Annotated in this window: 19 protein-coding genes; all 19 read left to right on the forward strand. The window is 60.4% G+C overall.

The window, feature by feature from the left end; genetic code table 11:
* Window positions 1-230 precede the first annotated feature (230 nt).
* The 19 genes from AC1RL5_RS30425 (at window position 231) to AC1RL5_RS30515 (ending at window position 19,110) form a co-directional block, all read left to right on the forward strand.
* Window positions 231-1,157 (forward strand): ketoacyl-ACP synthase III, encoded by a 927-nt coding sequence (locus AC1RL5_RS30425; RefSeq protein WP_011059962.1) that lies wholly within the window; start codon window positions 231-233, stop codon window positions 1,155-1,157.
* Between the two features lie 82 nt (window positions 1,158-1,239).
* Window positions 1,240-2,529, forward strand: coding sequence for a motility associated factor glycosyltransferase family protein (locus tag AC1RL5_RS30430; protein WP_072451688.1), 1,290 nt, complete (start codon window positions 1,240-1,242; stop codon window positions 2,527-2,529).
* A complete protein-coding gene (locus AC1RL5_RS30435; protein ID WP_072451687.1) occupies window positions 2,526-2,795 on the forward strand; it encodes a hypothetical protein in 270 nt (89 codons plus the stop codon). Before AC1RL5_RS30430 ends, AC1RL5_RS30435 begins: the two co-directional genes overlap by 4 nt.
* Before the next feature lie 237 nt (window positions 2,796-3,032).
* Window positions 3,033-3,884: a flagellin domain-containing protein gene (locus AC1RL5_RS30440; protein WP_011059965.1), complete on the forward strand. Its 852-nt coding sequence runs from the start codon at window positions 3,033-3,035 to the stop codon at window positions 3,882-3,884.
* Window positions 3,885-3,957: 73 nt separating this feature from the next.
* The gene (locus AC1RL5_RS30445; RefSeq protein ID WP_015634628.1) at window positions 3,958-4,329 is read left to right on the forward strand and encodes a flagellar protein FlaG; all 372 of its coding nucleotides are present in this window, start codon (window positions 3,958-3,960) and stop codon (window positions 4,327-4,329) included.
* 82 nt (window positions 4,330-4,411) lie between these two features.
* Window positions 4,412-5,866: a flagellar filament capping protein FliD gene (fliD, locus tag AC1RL5_RS30450; protein ID WP_011059967.1), complete on the forward strand. Its 1,455-nt coding sequence runs from the start codon at window positions 4,412-4,414 to the stop codon at window positions 5,864-5,866.
* Between the two features lie 128 nt (window positions 5,867-5,994).
* Window positions 5,995-6,390 carry a flagellar export chaperone FliS gene (gene fliS, locus AC1RL5_RS30455; RefSeq protein WP_011059968.1) on the forward strand — a complete coding sequence of 132 codons (396 nt, stop codon included), beginning with the start codon at window positions 5,995-5,997 and terminating at the stop codon, window positions 6,388-6,390.
* Window positions 6,391-6,401: 11 nt separating this feature from the next.
* Complete coding sequence (gene fliT / locus AC1RL5_RS30460) at window positions 6,402-6,698, forward strand: flagellar protein FliT (protein ID WP_011059969.1); 297 nt, start codon at window positions 6,402-6,404, stop codon at window positions 6,696-6,698.
* Between the two features lie 171 nt (window positions 6,699-6,869).
* Window positions 6,870-8,345, forward strand: a complete 1,476-nt coding sequence (locus tag AC1RL5_RS30465) for a sigma-54 dependent transcriptional regulator (RefSeq protein ID WP_011059970.1) — start codon at window positions 6,870-6,872, stop codon at window positions 8,343-8,345.
* A 128-nt stretch (window positions 8,346-8,473) separates the two neighbouring features.
* Window positions 8,474-9,667: a sensor histidine kinase gene (locus tag AC1RL5_RS30470; RefSeq protein ID WP_207239436.1), complete on the forward strand. Its 1,194-nt coding sequence runs from the start codon at window positions 8,474-8,476 to the stop codon at window positions 9,665-9,667.
* A gap of 5 nt (window positions 9,668-9,672) precedes the next feature.
* Window positions 9,673-11,079, forward strand: a complete 1,407-nt coding sequence (locus AC1RL5_RS30475; RefSeq protein WP_103407416.1) for a sigma-54-dependent transcriptional regulator — start codon at window positions 9,673-9,675, stop codon at window positions 11,077-11,079.
* A 128-nt stretch (window positions 11,080-11,207) separates the two neighbouring features.
* Complete coding sequence (gene fliE, locus AC1RL5_RS30480) at window positions 11,208-11,534, forward strand: flagellar hook-basal body complex protein FliE (protein WP_011059973.1); 327 nt, start codon at window positions 11,208-11,210, stop codon at window positions 11,532-11,534.
* Between the two features lie 15 nt (window positions 11,535-11,549).
* The gene (fliF, locus tag AC1RL5_RS30485) at window positions 11,550-13,337 is read left to right on the forward strand and encodes a flagellar basal-body MS-ring/collar protein FliF (protein ID WP_011059974.1); all 1,788 of its coding nucleotides are present in this window, start codon (window positions 11,550-11,552) and stop codon (window positions 13,335-13,337) included.
* The gene (gene fliG, locus AC1RL5_RS30490) at window positions 13,330-14,349 is read left to right on the forward strand and encodes a flagellar motor switch protein FliG (RefSeq protein WP_011059975.1); all 1,020 of its coding nucleotides are present in this window, start codon (window positions 13,330-13,332) and stop codon (window positions 14,347-14,349) included. Before fliF ends, fliG begins: the two co-directional genes overlap by 8 nt.
* Before the next feature lie 9 nt (window positions 14,350-14,358).
* Window positions 14,359-15,201, forward strand: coding sequence for a flagellar assembly protein FliH (gene fliH, locus AC1RL5_RS30495; protein ID WP_019095440.1), 843 nt, complete (start codon window positions 14,359-14,361; stop codon window positions 15,199-15,201).
* Window positions 15,191-16,549 (forward strand): flagellar protein export ATPase FliI, encoded by a 1,359-nt coding sequence (fliI, locus tag AC1RL5_RS30500; protein WP_015634633.1) that lies wholly within the window; start codon window positions 15,191-15,193, stop codon window positions 16,547-16,549. Before fliH ends, fliI begins: the two co-directional genes overlap by 11 nt.
* Window positions 16,550-16,555: 6 nt before the next feature.
* Complete coding sequence (fliJ, locus tag AC1RL5_RS30505) at window positions 16,556-17,005, forward strand: flagellar export protein FliJ (protein WP_011059978.1); 450 nt, start codon at window positions 16,556-16,558, stop codon at window positions 17,003-17,005.
* 87 nt (window positions 17,006-17,092) lie between these two features.
* Window positions 17,093-17,398: an STAS domain-containing protein gene (locus AC1RL5_RS30510; protein WP_011059979.1), complete on the forward strand. Its 306-nt coding sequence runs from the start codon at window positions 17,093-17,095 to the stop codon at window positions 17,396-17,398.
* Window positions 17,399-17,403: 5 nt separating this feature from the next.
* A complete protein-coding gene (locus AC1RL5_RS30515; RefSeq protein WP_065363380.1) occupies window positions 17,404-19,110 on the forward strand; it encodes a fused response regulator/phosphatase in 1,707 nt (568 codons plus the stop codon).
* Window positions 19,111-19,138 lie beyond the last annotated feature (28 nt).

The raw sequence follows: 19,138 nt of genomic DNA on the forward strand, positions 1-19,138 counted from the left end.
CCTTTGTATGGCAGTTTCGGCAAAATAGCGTGACCTGTGAGTCATAACGTGCATCTTCACTGTATTGTATCGCCCGGGAAGATGGCGCCAGCCCTGTGTGACAGGTCCAGTGATAGCCCTTGGTTCTTCCCGATACCGCCGTGTTTCGGCGCAAGTATCTGTGTTTTTTCGGCAGCCCCTGCTCGGTCATCGCGCGGGGGTATTGAGCTGTTTATTATTGGGAAGCCGTAATGATTGGCATAAAAAGCATTGCGAGCTACGTGCCTGTAGCCGGCGTGGACAATTACGCACAAGGTGCAAAATTCGCCAAGGATGAAGAGTTCATCCTGGGCAAGATCGGTTCGGCCTTCCTGCCGCGCAAAGACGCCGGGCAAGAAACCTCCGATCTGTGTGTCGAAGCAGTCAATGCATTGTTTGCCGCTAACCCGGAACTCAAGCGCGAAGCCATCGATGTGTTGATCGTGGTTACCCAGAACGGTGACGAAGAAGGTTTGCCTCACACCGCAGCGATCGTACAGGACAAGCTGGGCCTGCCCACCACCGTCGCGGCCTTTGATATTTCCCTGGGTTGCTCCGGATACGTCTACGGCATCTATGCCATCAAGGGGTTCATGGAAGCTGCTGGCCTGAAGAATGGCCTGCTGGTCACCGCTGACCCTTACTCGAAGATTGTCGATCCCGAAGATCGCAATACCACCATGCTGTTCGGTGACGCCGCCACGGCCACTTGGCTGGGCGAAGACGCCACCTGGCAGCTGGGCAAGGCCAAGTTCGGTACCGACGGCTCGGGGGCTCCGCACCTGAAGGTCACCGATGGTGTGTTCTTCATGAACGGCCGCCAGGTGTTCAACTTCGCTCTGTTGAAAGTGCCCGCGCACCTGCACGAGTTGCTGGATGAGTCGGGGCTGAAGTCTGACGATATCGATGCCTTCTGCATTCACCAGGGCAGCGCGGCGATCGTCGATGCGGTGGCCCGGCGTTTCGAAGGCAACCCCGACAAGTTCATCAAGGACATGGTGGAGACCGGCAATACCGTGTCCTCCAGCATTCCGCTACTGCTGGAAAAGCACATGTTCGATTCCAGTTGGAAGCGCGTTGCCCTCAGTGGCTTCGGCGTTGGTCTGTCCTGGGGATCGGCCATCATCTACCGCTCCTGAGTTTCAGCTCGCAGCGGCACAGATAGCGCTCAAGGTGTAATCTTGAGCGCTATTTTTTTGCACGAGTGATAAGCGAGGCGGCATGAGCGACAGCTTTGAACACAACGCCCGGGTGATTGGCGAGCGCTGGCCGGCGCTGCTGGCACGGGTGCAGGCTGAGGATGCTGCTGTGCTGCAGGCGGATCTGGTGGAAGGCCTTGGCTCGACCCTGAGCATTGGCGGGGTCCAGCTGACCAGTCGCCATGATCGCAGTCGCGAGGCTCAGGTCCAGGCCGCCAGCCTGCCTGAGGCGGCGGTATTGCATCTTTACGGCTGTGGCTTGGGTGACCTGCAAATGGCGTTGCTGCAGCGGCCGGGGCTGGAGCGTCTGTATGTGCACATTCTCAATGGCGCACTGTTCAAGCTGGTGCTGCAACTGCTGGAGCAGCAGGCCTGGCTGGCTGATCCGCGGGTCGAGTTGTTGTATGCCGGCGACCTGCCGGAGATTGCATTGCCGTTTTTCGCCCTGCCGGCCGAGCTGGTGCTGGCCGATGACTACAACGCGAAGATCCGCGATCGGTTGATCAGCGAGACTCATCTGTCCTTCAATAATCGTTTGTTTGCCGCAGATACAGCGGATATCGCCGAGCGCCTGGCTGCCATTGAGCCTTGGGTTGGGATGGATCGCGATATTGCCGAGCTGTTTGATCGCAATCCCGGGAGTGAAGTCTTTGTTATCGCTACGGGGCCGAGCCTGGAGCATCACTACGCGGCATTGCGCGCCGTGTCCGGCCAGGCGCAGCGGCCGCTGCTGATCTGTGTCGACACGGCATACCAGCCGCTGCTCAAAGAGGGCATCCGGGTGGACCTGGTGGTGAGTGTCGACCAGCGAATTTCCACCCGGCACCTGCCTGCTCAAGGCAGTGACGGCACCGCTCTGGTGTATATGCCGCTGGCGGACCCGCAGGTACTCGAGGGCTGGCTCGGGCCGCGGTATGTGGCGTATTCCGCCAGCCCGGTGTTCCAGGCATTGCGCCAGCGCATACCCCGGGCACAGCTGCATGCCGGTGGCAGCGTGATTCATCCGGCCGTGGATCTGGCAGTGAAGATGGGAGGGCGACGGATCACCCTGTTTGGTGCGGACTTCGCGTTCCCCATGAACCGTACCCATGCCGGTTGGCATGACGGCGATCTTGGGCCGCAACTCGGCGCGGCCCGACACTGGGTGCTGGATGGGCATGGGCAGCGAGTCAAGACCCAGCTTAATTTCCGCAGCTACCTGTGTGAACTGGAGCGCTATATCAGCAGTCAGCCTGAGGTGGCGTTTTTCAATACCAGCCGTGATGGCGCGATGATCCTCGGTACCACCTTTCACCCGGATTTTGCTCAATGAATCAGCTAGAGCCTGTGTTTTCCCGAGCCAGAGAAGTCGCCGATCTGTTTCGTCTGGGACGTGATGTCGAGGCGGTGGGTGTCATGGTTGAGCTGTTCGATCCCATCCAGTCGTTGGTGGATGGAGCTGTGCTGCCTGTCCAGCAGGATTGGGCGCAATTGCTGACCCTGATGCTGGCATGCCAGGAAGGGCAGGACTGGTTGGGATTGGCCGACTATCTGGAGTACGAGCTGCTGGACTGGTTGCAGGCCGAGTTTGGTGGATGAGGGGGGGGGGCAGGCTGGGCGAGTGTTTTTGGTGGGGATTTTCTGGCGTCAGTTTTTCGTTCGGTGTTGGCTTAACCCCTTGTTTTCCGAGGGATGGCCGGGTGATGGCAAATATTTTTGAAAAAGCCCTAAAGCAACTTGCATTACCGACGATAACTATTACGAAGGTTCTCTAGGCCATTACCCGGCGGTTGCCAGGGCCGGAAGCCGCAGTACCCAACCAACGAGGAATTCGTCATGGCTTTAACAGTAAACACTAACGTCACGTCGTTGAACGTTCAGAAAAACCTGAACCGCGCTTCCGACGCTCTGTCGACTTCGATGACTCGCCTGTCTTCCGGCCTGAAGATCAACAGTGCAAAAGACGACGCCGCCGGCCTGCAGATCGCTACCCGCATGACTTCGCAGATCCGTGGTCAGACCATGGCGATCAAAAACGCCAACGACGGTATCTCCATCGCCCAGACCGCTGAAGGCGCGATGCAAGAATCCACCAACATCCTGCAGCGTATGCGTGAACTGGCTGTTCAGTCGCGAAACGACTCCAACGGTACTCAAGACCGCGTTGCTCTGAACAAAGAATTTGCTCAGATGTCGGACGAGCTGACTCGTATCGCCAAGTCGACCAACCTGAACGGCAAGAACCTGATCGACGGTTCCGCTGGCACCATGACCTTCCAGGTTGGTTCCAACACCGGTTCCACCAACCAGATCACCATCACCCTGGACAGCGGCTTCGACGCTGCCACCCTGGGCGTTGACTCCGGCACCATCAACATCACCGGTAACGACAGCACCACTGCCGAGACCAACACCAAGGCCGCGATGGACGCCATCGACAAGGCTCTGGCTACCATCAACTCCAGCCGTGCGGACCTCGGTGCTGCCCAGAACCGTCTGACCAGCACCATCTCCAACCTGCAGAACATCAACGAAAACGCCAGTGCTGCACTGGGTCGCGTACAAGATACCGACTTCGCTGCTGAAACTGCCCAGCTGACCAAGCAGCAGACTCTGCAACAAGCTTCGACCGCAGTTCTGGCCCAGGCCAACCAACTGCCATCCGCTGTACTGAAACTGCTTCAGTAATAGCTGGCTAAGCTTTGGCGGGGGAGTGCGCTGGTCGTGCTCTCTCGCTTTTTTACTTTAAGAGGTGATGGACATGGATATGAGCGTGAAGCTGAACTTGTCTTATCCAGCGGCCAAGCCGGTGACGCCTGTCGCTGACAAGCCCGTGGAGAAGCCTCGAGAGGTCGTTCCTGCAGTTGCCAAAACCGCGGCTCAGGACAGTAAGAAAGAAGCTCGGACCGAGCAGGAAAAGTTGAAAATGGCCGTTCAGGAAATTGAAAAGTTCGTCCAGTCGGTCAAGCGCAATCTAGAATTCTCGATCGACGAGCCTTCCGGAAAGGTCGTGGTCAAAGTCATTGCCAGTGATTCGGGTGAAGTGGTTCGCCAGATCCCCAATGAAGAAGTGTTGAAACTGGCCAATAGCTTGAATGATGCGAGTAGTCTGTTGTTCAGTGCCAAGGCCTGACAGCTGGCATGAAAATTGTTGCTGGTTACGTTTGAGCGCTGTTGTGGTCAAAAGACTGGCGGCACACTGAAGGGAGAGACACATGGCAAGTCCAATTCTACCGGGTACCGGCTTGGGTTCCGGCCTCGACACCGGTGCTATCGTCAAGGCGTTGGTAGCTGCTGACAAGGCGGCCAAGCAAGGTCAGATCGATCGCGCGACCACCACCAATAGCGCCAGTATTTCTGGTATCGGGACATTGCAGTCGTTGTTGTCGACCTTCCAGAGCACGCTGTCGGTTGCTGGGCTGGGAAGCTCTGTGAATCCCGCCTTTGCCGGTTTCGCTGCGACCTCCAGCGACAGCAAGACCGTAGACGCCACCGCAGACAACTATGCGGTTGCCGGCAAATACTCGGTTACCGTCAAAAATCTTGCAACTTCGTCAAAAGTGGCTAGTGCGGCTTTTAGCGGAGGAAATACCAGTGCCATTCCGAGTGGTACGTTAAACATCACTCAAAATGGCATTAACTACCCGTTGACCGTCGGCGCCAATGCGACGCTGCAATCGGTGCGTGACTCGATCAACGCCGATTCGAAGATGAACATGGCCGGGCTCAGCGCGAACATCGTGACCGACTCGTTCGGTTCGCGACTAGTGATCGGCTCCGAAAAGACCGGTGCGGGCACCGACATTTCTGTCAGCGGTATTGCCGGTTTGGAGATCGATGGCACTCAGCCGATGTCGAGTGATACCAATCCGGCTTCCGCTGCCTCATCCGGTAATATCGGTGGGCTGGCCAAAGACGCGGTTTTCAGTGTCGACGGCATGCAACTGACCAGCAAGACCAATACAGTCACGCAGGCCATTTCCGGTCTTAAACTCAATCTGGTTGCGCCAACCACCACGCCGATCACCGTGACAGTTGCCACAAACACTGAGGGTCTTAAGACCTCGATCCAGAAGTTTGTCGACGCCTATAACGCCGTGGCCAATGGCATTACTACGCTGACCAAGCCTTCCCTGGATGATAGTGGCAACCCGACCATCCCGGCACAGCTCACTGGTGACTCGCTGCCTCGTTCGATTCTGGCGGCTATTCGTGCACCACTGTCCGAAACGGGGGCCGGCGACAAGTTGACAGTGCTGGCGCAGTTGGGGATCACCACCAACCAGAAGACCGGTGCACTGGATTTCGACGACAAGAAATTCACGGCTGCTATGACCGACAAGAAGCTCGGTGGTGAAGTGCAGAAGCTGTTTACCGGTGATGGTACCAACCCGGGTCTGCTGGAGCGCATGACTAACGCGATCAAGCCGTTTACCCAGGGTGTAGGTAGCATGACCGAGGGGATCCTGACCACTCGTACCAAGACTCTGGATATCACCAAGAAAAAGCTCAGTGATCAACAGGATGCCCTGGATCGGCGGGTGGCTACCCTGACCGCGGTACTGACCAAGAAGTACAACGACATGGACACCCTGGTGGGCAAGCTGAAGGCCACCGCCAGCAACATCACGTCGATGTTTGAAGCCTTGACCGCACAGCAAAAAGGCTGATATTCACTCAGCGCCAAAAGCCCGGCAGCGTTTTTCAGCGCTCCGGGCTTTTGTATTTGGCCTAAAGTTTTTTGACGTTGCGTCGATATATTGCTTATACGAACCCTTGAGTTTTGAAGAGGTATTACATGAATCCGATGTTAGCCCTTCGGCAGTACCAGAAGATCGGTGCGCAGGCGCAGACCTCCGAAGCCAGTCCCCACCGTCTGGTGCAGATGCTGATGGAAGGCGGCCTGGATCGTATCGCTCAGGCCAAGGGGGCGATCGAGCGCAAGGATATCGCCAACAAAGGCATATTCATCAGCAAGGCCATTGGCATTATTGGTGGTCTGCGCGAAGGTCTGGACCTGGAAAACTCCCTGGATACCCTGGGGGATCTGGACAGTCTGTATACCTACATGATGAAGCGCCTGGCTGAAGCCAATATCAAGACCGATCCGAAGATTCTCGATGAGGTCGCCGATCTGCTGCGTACGGTCAAGGATGGCTGGGATGCCATTGCCGCACCGGGTCCGCAGTTTTAAGGAGGAACACCATGAGTGCTGTCCTGCAACGCATTGAAGAAACCCGTGAGGCGCTGGTCGGCGCCCTGGCCGAGCGCAACTGGCAAGCCATTGGCGAGCTGGACTTGGCGTGCCGTTCATGCATGGAGGACGTGCTCAGCGAGGCTGAGGTCGACGAGGCGGCACTGCGCGACAATCTGGAGGAGTTGTTGGGGGTGTACCGGCAGCTGCTTGAGGTGGCAACAGGGGAGCGCCAGGCGATAGTCGACGAGATGTCGCAGATCCAGCAAGCACAGAACGCGGCAAAGGTTTACCATTTGTTCGGTTGATGTTGAGTTAATCCCGAACACTGCGCGCCATAAATTTGACTGTGCACGCTTTTTTGACTTAACTAGTGGCTGTTTTCAGATTTCAGGCGTCTATAAGGCAGAAAATGCCTACAAGCGCGTCTAGCTTGCCCCTTATCTGGGCATTGAGTTGACTAGGGAAGTTGCTATTGCATGTGGCGTGAAACCAAAATTCTGCTGATCGATGACGATAGCGTGCGCCGCCGCGACCTGGCGGTGATTTTAAATTTTCTTGGCGAAGAAAATTTACCCTGCGGTAGCCATGACTGGCAGCAGGCTGTCGGCTCTTTGTCGTCAAGTCGCGAAGTAATTTGCGTCCTCATCGGGACTGTAAATGCTCCTGGTGCACTTCTGGGCCTGTTAAAGACACTCTCAACCTGGGATGAGTTCCTTCCAGTGCTGTTGATGGGCGAAAATTCTTCCATTGATCTGCCTGAAGACCAGCGTCGTCGTGTGCTTTCCACCCTGGAAATGCCTCCCAGCTACAGCAAATTGCTGGACTCCCTGCACCGGGCCCAGGTCTATCGTGAAATGTACGATCAGGCCCGTGAGCGTGGTCGTCACCGTGAACCCAATCTTTTCCGCAGCCTGGTAGGCACCAGTCGCGCCATCCAGCATGTGCGGCAGATGATGCAGCAGGTGGCGGATACCGACGCCAGCGTGTTGATCCTTGGCGAGTCGGGAACAGGCAAGGAAGTGGTAGCGCGCAATCTGCACTATCACTCCAAGCGGCGCGACGCGCCTTTCGTGCCGGTCAATTGCGGCGCCATTCCGGCAGAGCTGCTGGAAAGTGAGCTGTTTGGCCATGAAAAGGGCGCGTTCACCGGTGCTATCACCAGTCGTGCCGGACGTTTCGAGCTGGCTAATGGCGGCACCCTGTTCCTCGACGAAATTGGCGATATGCCACTGCCGATGCAGGTCAAGTTGTTGCGGGTGCTGCAGGAGCGCACGTTCGAGCGCGTGGGCAGCAACAAGACCCAGGGTGTTGATGTGCGAATCATCGCTGCCACCCATAAGAATCTGGAAAGCATGATCGAGGTAGGCAGCTTCCGTGAGGATCTGTACTACCGCCTCAACGTGTTCCCCATTGAAATGGCACCGCTGCGTGAGCGAGTGGAAGACATTCCGCTGCTGATGAATGAGCTGATTTCGCGAATGGAGCACGAGAAGCGCGGCTCGATCCGCTTCAACTCTGCCGCCATCATGTCGCTGTGCCGGCATGGCTGGCCGGGTAACGTTCGTGAGCTGGCCAACCTGGTGGAGCGCATGGCGATCATGCATCCCTATGGCGTGATTGGCGTCGTCGAGTTGCCGAAGAAGTTCCGCTATGTGGATGACGAAGACGAGCAGTTGGTGGACAGCCTGCGCAGCGATCTGGAAGAGCGCGTAGCGATCAACGGTCACGCGCCAGACTTTGCCGCCACGGCCATGCTGCCGCCGGAAGGCCTGGACCTGAAGGACTACCTCGGCAGCCTGGAGCAAGGGCTGATCCAGCAGGCGCTGGACGACGCCAATGGCATCGTGGCGCGGGCCGCAGAGCGTTTGCGTATCCGTCGCACCACCCTGGTGGAGAAGATGCGCAAGTACGGTATGAGCCGTCGTGAAGGTGATGAACAGGCGGATGATTGACGCCGGTTTTTCAAGTCTTTGAAAACTGGGTGGTTTTTTTTAGGCACGGGTATTGCTAAGTCTCTTGCAACGTTCCGTTTAACTGACGGTCAGCCACGCGAGAGTGCACGATGCCCCAAGCCGCCCAGATGTCTCCTGCCCCTGATGCACAGGGGCAATCGTCGTCCGTAGAGCAGGCAAGCCGGCTAGGTCTTGAGCAGGCCTTCGCCTTGTTCAACCAGATGTCGAGCCAACTTACTGACTCCTACAGCATGCTTGAGGCCCGGGTGACCGAGCTCAAGGGCGAGTTGGCGGTGGTCAGCGCCCAGCGCATGCAGGAGCTGGCGGAAAAGGAGCGTCTGGCCAATCGTCTACAGAACCTGCTGGACCTGTTGCCGGGCGGGGTCATCGTGATTGATGGTCATGGCATCGTCACCGAGGCCAACCCGGCAGCCTGCGAGCTGCTGGGGCTGCCGCTGGAAGGGCAGTTGTGGCGCAACATCATCGCCCGCAGCTTTGCCCCTCGCGAAGACGATGGCCATGAAATTTCCCTGCGCGACGGTCGACGCCTGTCGATTGCCACGCGCTCGCTGGATGCCGAGCCCGGGCAGTTGGTGCTGCTCAATGACTTGACTGAAACCCGTCATCTGCAAGACCAGTTGGCCCGTCATGAGCGTCTGTCCTCCCTGGGCAAGATGGTTGCCTCCCTGGCTCACCAGATCCGCACGCCGTTGTCGGCGGCCCTGCTGTACGCCAGCCATCTCACTGAGCAGGAACTGCCGGTAGCTACCCATCAGCGCTTTGCCGGGCGGCTCAAGGAGCGTTTGCACGAGCTGGAACATCAAGTGCGCGACATGCTGGTGTTCGCCCGTGGCGAATTGCCCCTGACCGATCGCCTCACGCCCAAGTCGCTGTTGCAGTCGTTGCAGGCCGCGGCCCTGACCCATGTGCAGGACATTGCCGTGCGCTGGCAGTGCGATAGCCACCACGGTGAGTTGCTGTGCAATCGCGACACTCTGGTGGGCGCCCTGCTCAATCTGATCGAGAACGCGGTGCAGGCCAGTGCCGGCGCGGCGCGACTCAAGGTGCACCTGTACAGCCGCGGCGACACCTTGCGGCTGTGCATCAGTGACAGTGGCAGTGGTATCGACGCCGCGGTCCTGGAGCGCTTGGGAGAGCCGTTCTTCACCACCAAGGCCAATGGAACCGGGCTGGGCCTGACGGTGGTCAAGGCGGTAGCCCGTGCTCATCAGGGAGAATTGTCGCTGCGCTCGCGTCCTGGGCGCGGTACTTGTGCGCTGGTGACACTGCCTCTGTTCTCCAGCGTGCATGGAGTGGAGTGAAGGTAATGGCAATCAAGGTTCTACTGGTTGAAGACGACCGCGCATTGCGCGAGGCCCTGGCGGATACCCTGCTGCTGGCCGGTCATGACTACAAGGCTGTCGGCAGTGCTGAGGAAGCATTGGGAGCTGTGGCCTCCGAGCCCTTCAGCCTGGTGGTCAGCGACGTCAACATGCCGGGCATGGATGGTCATCAATTGCTTGGCCTGCTGCGAGCCCGCCAGCCACAACTGCCGGTGTTGCTGATGACTGCCCATGGCGCCGTCGAGCGTGCCGTGGAAGCCATGCGCCAGGGGGCGGCCGATTATCTGGTCAAGCCTTTCGAGCCGCGGGCCCTGCTGGACCTGGTGGCGCGCCATGCCTTGGGCAGCCTGGGTGTTGGCGAGGATGAGGGGCCTGTGGCCTTCGAACCAGCCAGCGCTCAGTTGCTGGAGCTGGCGGCGCGGGTGGCCCGCAGCGATTCCACGGTGCTGATTTCCGGTGAATCCGGCACTGGCAAGGAGGTGCTGGCGCGCTATATCCATCAGCATTCCCATCGGGTCAATCAGCCGTTTATCGCCATCAACTGCGCGGCCATCCCGGACAACATGCTCGAAGCCACTTTGTTCGGGCACGAAAAGGGTTCTTTCACTGGGGCCATCGCTGCCCAGCCCGGCAAGTTCGAGCAGGCCGATGGCGGCACCATCCTGCTGGACGAGATTTCCGAAATGCCTCTGGGCTTGCAGGCCAAGCTGCTGCGGGTCTTGCAGGAGCGCGAAGTGGAGCGGGTTGGTGCGCGCAAGCCGATCACCCTGGATATCCGCGTGGTCGCCACCACCAACCGCGATCTGGCGGGGGAGGTAGCGGCCGGCCGTTTCCGTGAGGACTTGTATTACCGTTTGTCGGTATTTCCTCTGGCCTGGAAGCCGTTGCGCGAGCGTACCGCCGATATCCTGCCTCTGGCCGAGCGCCTGCTGGCCAAGCACGTCAATAAAATGAAGCACGCGGCGGCCAGGCTGTCGGCCAAGGCCCAGGACTGCCTGCTGGCCTATCCATGGCCAGGCAACGTTAGAGAGCTGGACAACGCATTGCAGCGCGCATTGATCCTGCAGCAGGGGGGCTTGATCCAGCCGGAAGATTTCTGTCTTGCCGGCCCTGTGGCTTGTGCTCCGCTGCCGGCGCTGGCGCCCGTGGTGCAGATGGCGGCGCGGGGCACGGCTGCCGAGGTGGAGGTGCCGGCTCAAGAATCCGGCGGCCTGGGCGATGACCTGCGGCGCCGGGAGTTTCAGATGATCATCGATACCCTGCGCTCCGAGCGCGGGCGACGCAAGGAGGCCGCGGAACGCCTGGGTATCAGCCCGCGGACCTTGCGCTACAAGTTGGCGCAAATGCGCGATGCTGGAATGGACGTCGAGGCCTATCTGTTCGCGACCTGATCTGTGAGAGGCAAGCCCGGGATGGGCTTTTGTCGATAAGGGCCATGGAGCTGGCACCCTTGTTGCTAACACCTCACTAACCGCTGAGTGAGCGTCAAAAAATTGCGGGTCGTCAGAGAGAGTAGACCATGAGCCAAGGTGTTGAATTTAATCGGTTGATGCTGGATATGCGTGCCATGCAGATGGACGCAATGTCGCAGCCTAAATCCGCCGCGGTGGCAGAAGTCAGCGGCAGCAGCTTTGCTGACATGCTTGGCCAGGCCGTGAACAAGGTCAATGACACTCAGCAGGCGTCCAATCAGCTGTCCAGTGCCTTTGAAATTGGCAAGAGCGGTGTCGACCTGACGGACGTGATGATTTCCTCGCAAAAGGCCAGCGTGTCTTTTCAAGCCTTGACCCAGGTTCGCAACAAGCTGGTTCAAGCGTATCAAGACATCATGCAGATGCCGGTTTAAGGACGAGATTGAGTCATGGCAGAAGCAGTCGCCGATAACGTACCGGCCAAGGCCGCCCCGATCGACGGTAAACCGCCGCTGTTCGGTTTGTCCTTCCTGGAAAACCTGTCCCAGATGACCATGCTGCGTCAGGTCGGCCTGTTGGTGGGCCTGGCCGCCAGCGTGGCGATTGGTTTTGCCGTGGTGCTGTGGTCCCAGCAACCCGATTACCGGCCGCTGTACGGCAGCCTGGCGGGCATGGACGCCAAGCAGGTCATGGATACCCTGGCCTCTGCCGACATTCCTTACACCGTAGAGCCCAATTCCGGCGCCTTGCTGGTCAAGGCCGATGACCTGTCCCGAGCTCGCCTGAAGCTGGCCGCTGCTGGCGTAGCGCCGGGTGACGGCAACGTCGGTTTCGAGATCCTCGATAAAGAGCAGGGCCTGGGTACCAGTCAGTTCATGGAAGCGACCCGTTACCGTCGCGGCCTGGAGGGTGAGCTGGCTCGCACCATCTCCAGCCTGAACAACGTCAAGGGCGCCCGGGTACACCTGGCGATTCCCAAAAGCTCGGTGTTCGTGCGTGATGAACGCAAGCCCAGCGCCTCGGTCCTGGTAGAACTCTACTCCGGCCGTTCCCTGGAGCCCGGCCAGGTCATGGCCATCGTCAACCTGGTGGCGACCAGTGTTCCCGAGCTGAACAAGTCCCAGGTCACCGTGGTCGATCAGAAGGGCAACCTGTTGTCCGATCAGGCGGAAAACTCCGCACTGACCATGGCTGGCAAGCAGTTCGACTACAGCCGCCGCCTGGAAGGCATGCTGACCCAGCGGGTGCACAACATCCTGCAACCGGTGCTGGGCAACGATCGCTACAAGGCTGAAGTCTCGGCGGACGTCGACTTCAGTGCCGTGGAATCCACCTCCGAACAGTTCAACCCCGACCAGCCGGCCCTGCGCAGCGAGCAGTCGGTGAATGAGCAGCGCTCCAGCAGCAACGGCCCGCAAGGCGTGCCGGGTGCTCTGAGCAACCAGCCGCCAGCGCCGGCCTCTGCGCCACAAACCACCGGTGGCGCCACTGCCGCCGCCGGCATGGTGCAACCGGGCCAGCCACTGCTGGACGCCAACGGCCAACAGATCATGGACCCGGCCACCGGCCAGCCGATGCTGGCGCCGTACCCGTCGGACAAGCGTCAACAATCCACCAAGAACTTTGAGCTCGATCGCTCCATCAGCCATACCAAGCAGCAGCAGGGTCGCCTGAATCGTCTGTCGGTAGCGGTAGTGGTGGACGACCAGGTCAAGGTCAACCCGGCCAATGGCGAAACCAGCCGAGCGCCGTGGAGCGCCGACGAATTGGCGCGTTTCACCCGTCTGGTGCAGGACGCCGTGGGCTTCGATGCCAGCCGTGGCGACAGCGTCAGCGTGATCAACGTGCCGTTCTCCGCCGAACGCGGGGAAGTGATCGCCGATATTCCGTTCTACTCGCAGCCCTGGTTCTGGGACATCGTCAAGCAAGTGCTCGGCGTGCTGTTCATCCTGGTGCTGGTGTTCGGCGTGTTGCGTCCGGTGCTCAACAACATCACTGGCGGCGGCAAGAACAAAGAACTGGCAGGCCTGGGCAGTGACGTCGAACTGGGCGGCATGGGCGGCCTGGACGGTGAGTTGGGCAACGACCGCGTGAGCCTCGGCGGCCCGCAGAGCATTCTGCTGCCGAGCCCGAGCGAGGGTTATGACGCTCAGTTGAACGCAATCAAGAGTCTGGTGGCTGAAGACCCGGGTCGAGTGGCTCAGGTCGTGAAAGAGTGGATTAACGCAGATGAGTGATAACCGAGCCGCTACCGCCAAACTGACCCGGGTCGACAAAGCCGCGATCCTGCTGCTGTCCCTGGGTTCTACCGATGCTGCGCAAGTGTTGCGCCACATGGGCCCCAAAGAGGTTCAGCGGGTGGGCGTGGCCATGGCGCAGATGGGTAACGTGCACCGTGAGCAGGTCGAACAGGTGATGAGCGAGTTCGTCGACATTGTCGGCGACCAGACCAGCCTCGGCGTCGGTTCCGATGACTACGTGCGCAAGATGCTCACCCAGGCCCTGGGCGAAGACAAGGCCAACGGCCTGATCGACCGCATTCTGCTGGGTGGCAACACCAGCGGCCTGGACAGCCTGAAGTGGATGGAGCCGCGGGCCGTTGCCGACGTGATCCGCTACGAGCACCCGCAGATCCAGGCCATCGTGGTGGCCTACCTCGATCCTGACCAGGCCGGCGAAGTGCTCGGCAACTTCGACCACAAGGCGCGCCTGGACATCATCCTGCGGGTTTCCTCGCTCAACACCGTGCAACCCGCGGCGCTCAAGGAACTCAACCAGATTCTCGAGAAGCAGTTCTCCGGCAACTCCAACGCATCGCGGACCACCCTGGGTGGTATCAAGCGTGCAGCCGACATCATGAACTTCCTCGACAGCTCGATCGAAGGCCAACTGATGGATTCGATCCGCGAAGTGGACGAAGACCTGTCGGGCCAGATCGAAGACCTGATGTTCGTCTTCAACAACCTCGCCGATGTCGACGATCGCGGTATCCAGGCGCTGCTGCGCGAAGTCTCTTCCGACGTGCTGGTGCTGGCCCTCAAGGGCTCGGACGAAGGGGTCAAGGAAAAGATCTTCAAGAACATGTCCAAGCGTGCGGCGGAACTGCTGCGCGACGACCTGGAAGCCAAGGGCCCGGTTCGCGTCAGCGATGTGGAAACCGCGCAGAAGGAAATCCTCACCATTGCCCGCCGTATGGCCGAAGCCGGAGAAATCGTTCTCGGCGGGAAGGGCGGCGAAGAAATGATCTAAGGTCGCTTTATGTCGTCCAGCAGTGATGAGTCCCAAAGCGAGCTGATTCGCGCCCGGGACGTCGAGGGTTTTGACGTCTGGGCGCTGCCCAGTTTCGATCCCGAGCCGCCCGAGCCTGAGCCCGAGCCGGAAGAGGTGCAGGAGGAGATCGAGGAAGTGCCGCTGGAGGAAGTCCAGCCGCTGACCCTTGAAGAGCTCGAGAGCATCCGCCAGGAAGCCTATAACGAAGGGTTCGCCACCGGCGAGAAAGAGGGCTTTCACAGCACCACCCTCAAAGTGCGCCAGGAAGCCGAAGTGGCACTGAGCGCCAAGTTGCAGGCGCTCGAGCAGCTGATGGCCAACCTGTTCGAGCCCATTGCCGAGCAGGACACCCAGATTGAAAAGACCCTGGTGGAGCTGGTGCGGCATATCACCCGCCAGGTGATCCAGCGCGAGCTGGCGATGGACTCCACGCAGATCGAACATGTCATGCGCGAGGCGCTCAAGCTGCTGCCCCTGGGCGTCGGTAATGTACGCCTGTACGTCAATCCGCAGGATTTCGAGCAGGTCAAAAGCCTGCGCGAGCGCCATGAGGAAAGCTGGCGCATCGTCGAGGACGAAGCGCTGCTGCCCGGCGGTTGCCGGGTCGAGACCGAGCACAGCCGTATCGACGCCAGCATGGAAACCCGGATCGCCCAGGCGATGGACCAGCTGTCCGACCAGTTGCACGAACAATCGCTGCATCCGGCGGAGGCGGACCTTGGCCTGGACCTGGGGCCGTTGACGCCCTCGGCGCCGCAGAGCGACATCGCCGACCCCGCTATTGACCCTGACGCCGCGCACGAGCCAGCGGACCCTAGCAATGCGCCTTGAACGCACCAGCTTCGGCAAGCGCCTGGGGGGCTATGCCCAGGCCATCAGCCTGCCGGGCCAGCCGATCCTTGAGGGCCGCTTGTTGCGCATGGTCGGCCTGACACTGGAAGCCGAAGGCTTGCGCGCGGCCATGGGCACCCGGTGCATGGTGATCAACGATGACAGCTACCACCCGGTCAAGGTCGAAGCCGAGGTCATGGGTTTCTCCGGCAGCAAGGTATTCCTGATGCCGGTGGGCAGCGTGGCCGGGATCGCTCCGGGCGCGCGCGTGGTGCCCCTGGCCGACACCGGCCGTTTGCCCATGGGCATGAGCATGCTCGGGCGTGTGCTGGACGGCGCCGGCAGGGCGCTGGATGGCAAGGGCGCGATGCGTGCCGAAGACTGGGTGCCGATGGACGGTCCCACCATCAACCCGCTCAAGCGCGACCCCATCAGCCAGCCGCTGGATGTGGGTATTCGCAGCATCAACGGTTTATTGACGGTAGGTCGTGGTCAGCGTCTCGGCCTGTTCGCCGGTACCGGCGTGGGCAAGAGCGTGCTGCTGGGCATGATGACCCGCTTTACCGAGGCCGACATCATTGTGGTCGGGCTGATCGGCGAGCGGGGACGTGAGGTCAAGGAGTTCATCGAGCACATCCTGGGTGAGGAAGGCCTCAAGCGTTCGGTGGTGGTGGCCTCGCCAGCGGATGACGCTCCGCTGATGCGTCTGCGGGCTGCGATGTACTGCACGCGGATCGCCGAATATTTTCGCGACAAGGGCAAGAACGTCCTGTTGCTGATGGATTCCCTGACACGTTTCGCCCAGGCCCAGCGGGAAATTGCCCTGGCCATCGGCGAGCCGCCGGCCACCAAGGGTTATCCGCCTTCGGTGTTCGCCAAGCTGCCCAAACTGGTGGAGCGTGCCGGCAATGCCGAGGCCGGCGGCGGTTCGATCACCGCCTTCTACACGGTATTGTCCGAAGGCGATGACCAGCAGGACCCGATCGCCGACTCGGCGCGGGGCGTGCTCGACGGGCATATCGTGCTGTCCAGGCGCCTGGCGGAAGAGGGGCACTACCCGGCCATCGACATCGAGGCCTCCATCAGTCGGGTCATGCCGGCGGTGATCAGCCCTGACAACATGGCGCGGGCGCAGTACTTCAAACAGCTGTGGTCGCGTTACCAGCAGGCCCGGGACCTGATCAGCGTCGGTGCCTATGTGGCCGGCGGCGACCGGGATACCGATACGGCCATTTCCCTGCATCCGGCCATGGTTGCGTACCTGCGCCAGGGGCTCAATGACAACATCAGCCTGGGCCATAGCCAGACCCACCTGGAAATGCTATTCGCTCCGGCAGCGGGCGGGTAACCGGCCATGGCTGATAGCCGTGCCGCGCGCCTGGCGCCGGTGGTGGACATGGCAGAGAGTGCCGAGCGCACGGCCGCCCAGCGCCTGGAGTACTTTCACGGCCAGGTGCGTGTGGCCGAGAGCAAGCTGGGGGACCTGGAGCGTTTTCGTGGCGACTACCAGGAACAGTGGGTCGAGCGCGGCAAATTGGGGGTCAGTGGCCACTGGCTGATGAACTACCAGTACTTTCTCAGCCAGCTGGATACCGCCGTCGGTCAGCAGCGACAGAGCCTGGCCTGGCACCAGAACAACCTCGATCGCGCCCGGGAAGCCTGGCAGCAGGCCTATGCCCGGGTCGAGGGGCTGCGCAAGCTGGTGCAGCGCTATATCGACGAGGCGCGGGCGCTTGAGGACAAGCGTGAGCAGAAGTTGCTGGATGAACTTTCCCAGCGCTTGCCTCGTCAGAGCCCATACTGATAGTGCTCATTTGCCTCACGCAGGTTGTCCCCCCGGCGAGTGGGTGCTAAACCTTTTAAACGTCGTCAATGACAAGGAAGCAGTCACATGTCGGTCGTTACAGAAATATCCCCGGACGGGCAAAAACTCACGATCTCCATCAGAGGCCGTTTCGATTTCGGACGCCACCAGGAGTTTCGCGAATCCTACGAGCGACTCAACCGGACACCGGAGTCCATCGTGGTGGACCTCAAGGAAGCCACCTATCTCGACAGTTCGGCCCTGGGCATGCTGCTGTTGCTGCGTGACCACGCCGGCGGCGACAACGCCGATGTCCGGGTAATCAACAGCAACTCGGATGTGCGCAAGATCCTCGCCATCTCCAACTTCGACAAGCTTTTCGACATCAGTTGACCGGTATGCGGTCGATGCTCGAGCCCCTGTGTGTGCTGATCGCCGAAGATGGCGCAGCGGACCGCATGCTGCTGTCCAGCATCATCCGGCGCCAGGGGCATCAGGTGCTGGCGGCAAGCAACGGCGCCGAGGCGGTGCAGCTGTTTCAGCAACAGCGCCCGCATATCGTGCTGATGGATGCATTGATGCCGGTGATGGACGGTTTCGAGGCTGCCCGGCAGATCAAGGCCCTGGCCGGCGAGACCCTGGTGCCGATCATCTTTCTCACCTCCTTGAGCGGTGGCGAGGCCCTGGCCCGCTGCCTGGAAGCGGGTGGCGACGACTTTCTGGCCAAGCCTTACAACCCGGTGGTGCTGGGTGCCAAGATCAACGCCATGGACCGCCTGCGCCGTCTGCAAGAGACCGTGCTGCACCAGCGTGACCAGATCACTCGCCACCACGACTACCTGCTCAACGAGCAGCGGGTGGCCAAGGCGGTGTTCGACAAGGTCGCCCATGCCGGCTGCCTGGATGCGCCGAATATCCGTTACCTGCAATCGCCCTATGCCCTGTTCAATGGCGACCTGTTGTTGGCGGCCTACACCCCGGCCGGAGACATGCACGTACTGCTGGGGGATTTCACCGGCCATGGGCTGCCTGCGGCGGTAGGCGCCATGCCGCTGGCGGAGGTGTTCTACGGCATGACCGCCAAGGGCTACGGCCTGCCGGAAACCCTGCGGGAGATGAATGCCAAGCTCAAGCGCATCCTGCCCGTGGACATGTTCTGCTGTGCCACCCTGCTGTGCCTGAGTTCCCAGCGGCGGGCGGTGGAGGTGTGGAACGGCGGCATGCCCGAAGGGTATCTGTATCGGCACGCCAGCGGCGCACGCACGCCGCTGGTGGCTCGCCACTTGCCCCTGGGTGTGTTGAGCGCCGAGGCCTTCGAGGACAGCACCGAGGTGTTTTCCATGGCGCCGGGAGACCGCGTCTTCCTGTTGTCGGATGGGGTGATCGATACGTGTAACACCGAGGAGCAACTGTTTGGCGTCGAGCGATTGCACCAGGTGTTTGCCGCCAATCGCCAGGAAGATCAGCTGTTCGAAGAGATTCGGCAGGCCCTGGAGCGCTTTGGCGGTAGTGCCCGGGATGATGTGAGCATGGTCGAGGTGGGGTTGCCGGAGTTTCCCCGATTGGCGCCGCCGGCTCTGGTGTACTCCGACAGTGGCCAGTCCTGCCCGCTGGACTGGTCGGTGAGTTTCGAGTTTCGGGCTGCCACCCTCAAGCGTTTCAATCCCTTGCCCTATCTGCTGCAACTGTTGCTTGAGGTGCATGGCCTGCGTTCCCAGAGCGGGGCGCTGTACAGCGTTTTGGCGGAGCTCTACTCCAATGCCCTGGAGCATGGCGTGCTCAAGCTCGACTCGCGGCTCAAGCGCGATGCCGAGGGGTTTACCCGCTATTACCGCGAACGCTCGACCCGGCTTGCGCAGTTGCAGGAGGGTTTTGTCCGGGTGCATCTGCAAGTGCAGCCCCTGGAAGCGGGAGGGCGCCTGGTGGTGCGTGTCGAGGACAGTGGCGAGGGTTTCGATGTGGCTGCGGTCCTGGCGCGGCCCAATGATATGGAGCGTCTGTCGGGGCGTGGCGTCAGTCTGATCCGGCAGATGAGCCGGCAGGCCGTGTGGGCGGATGATGGGCGCAGTGTCTGCGTGGAGTTTTCTTGGGAGGCTCTGGCATAATTCCCGGGTTCTTGATCAAGGAGTGAAC

This window comes from Pseudomonas sp. GW822-FHT06D10 (assembly GCF_058799535.1).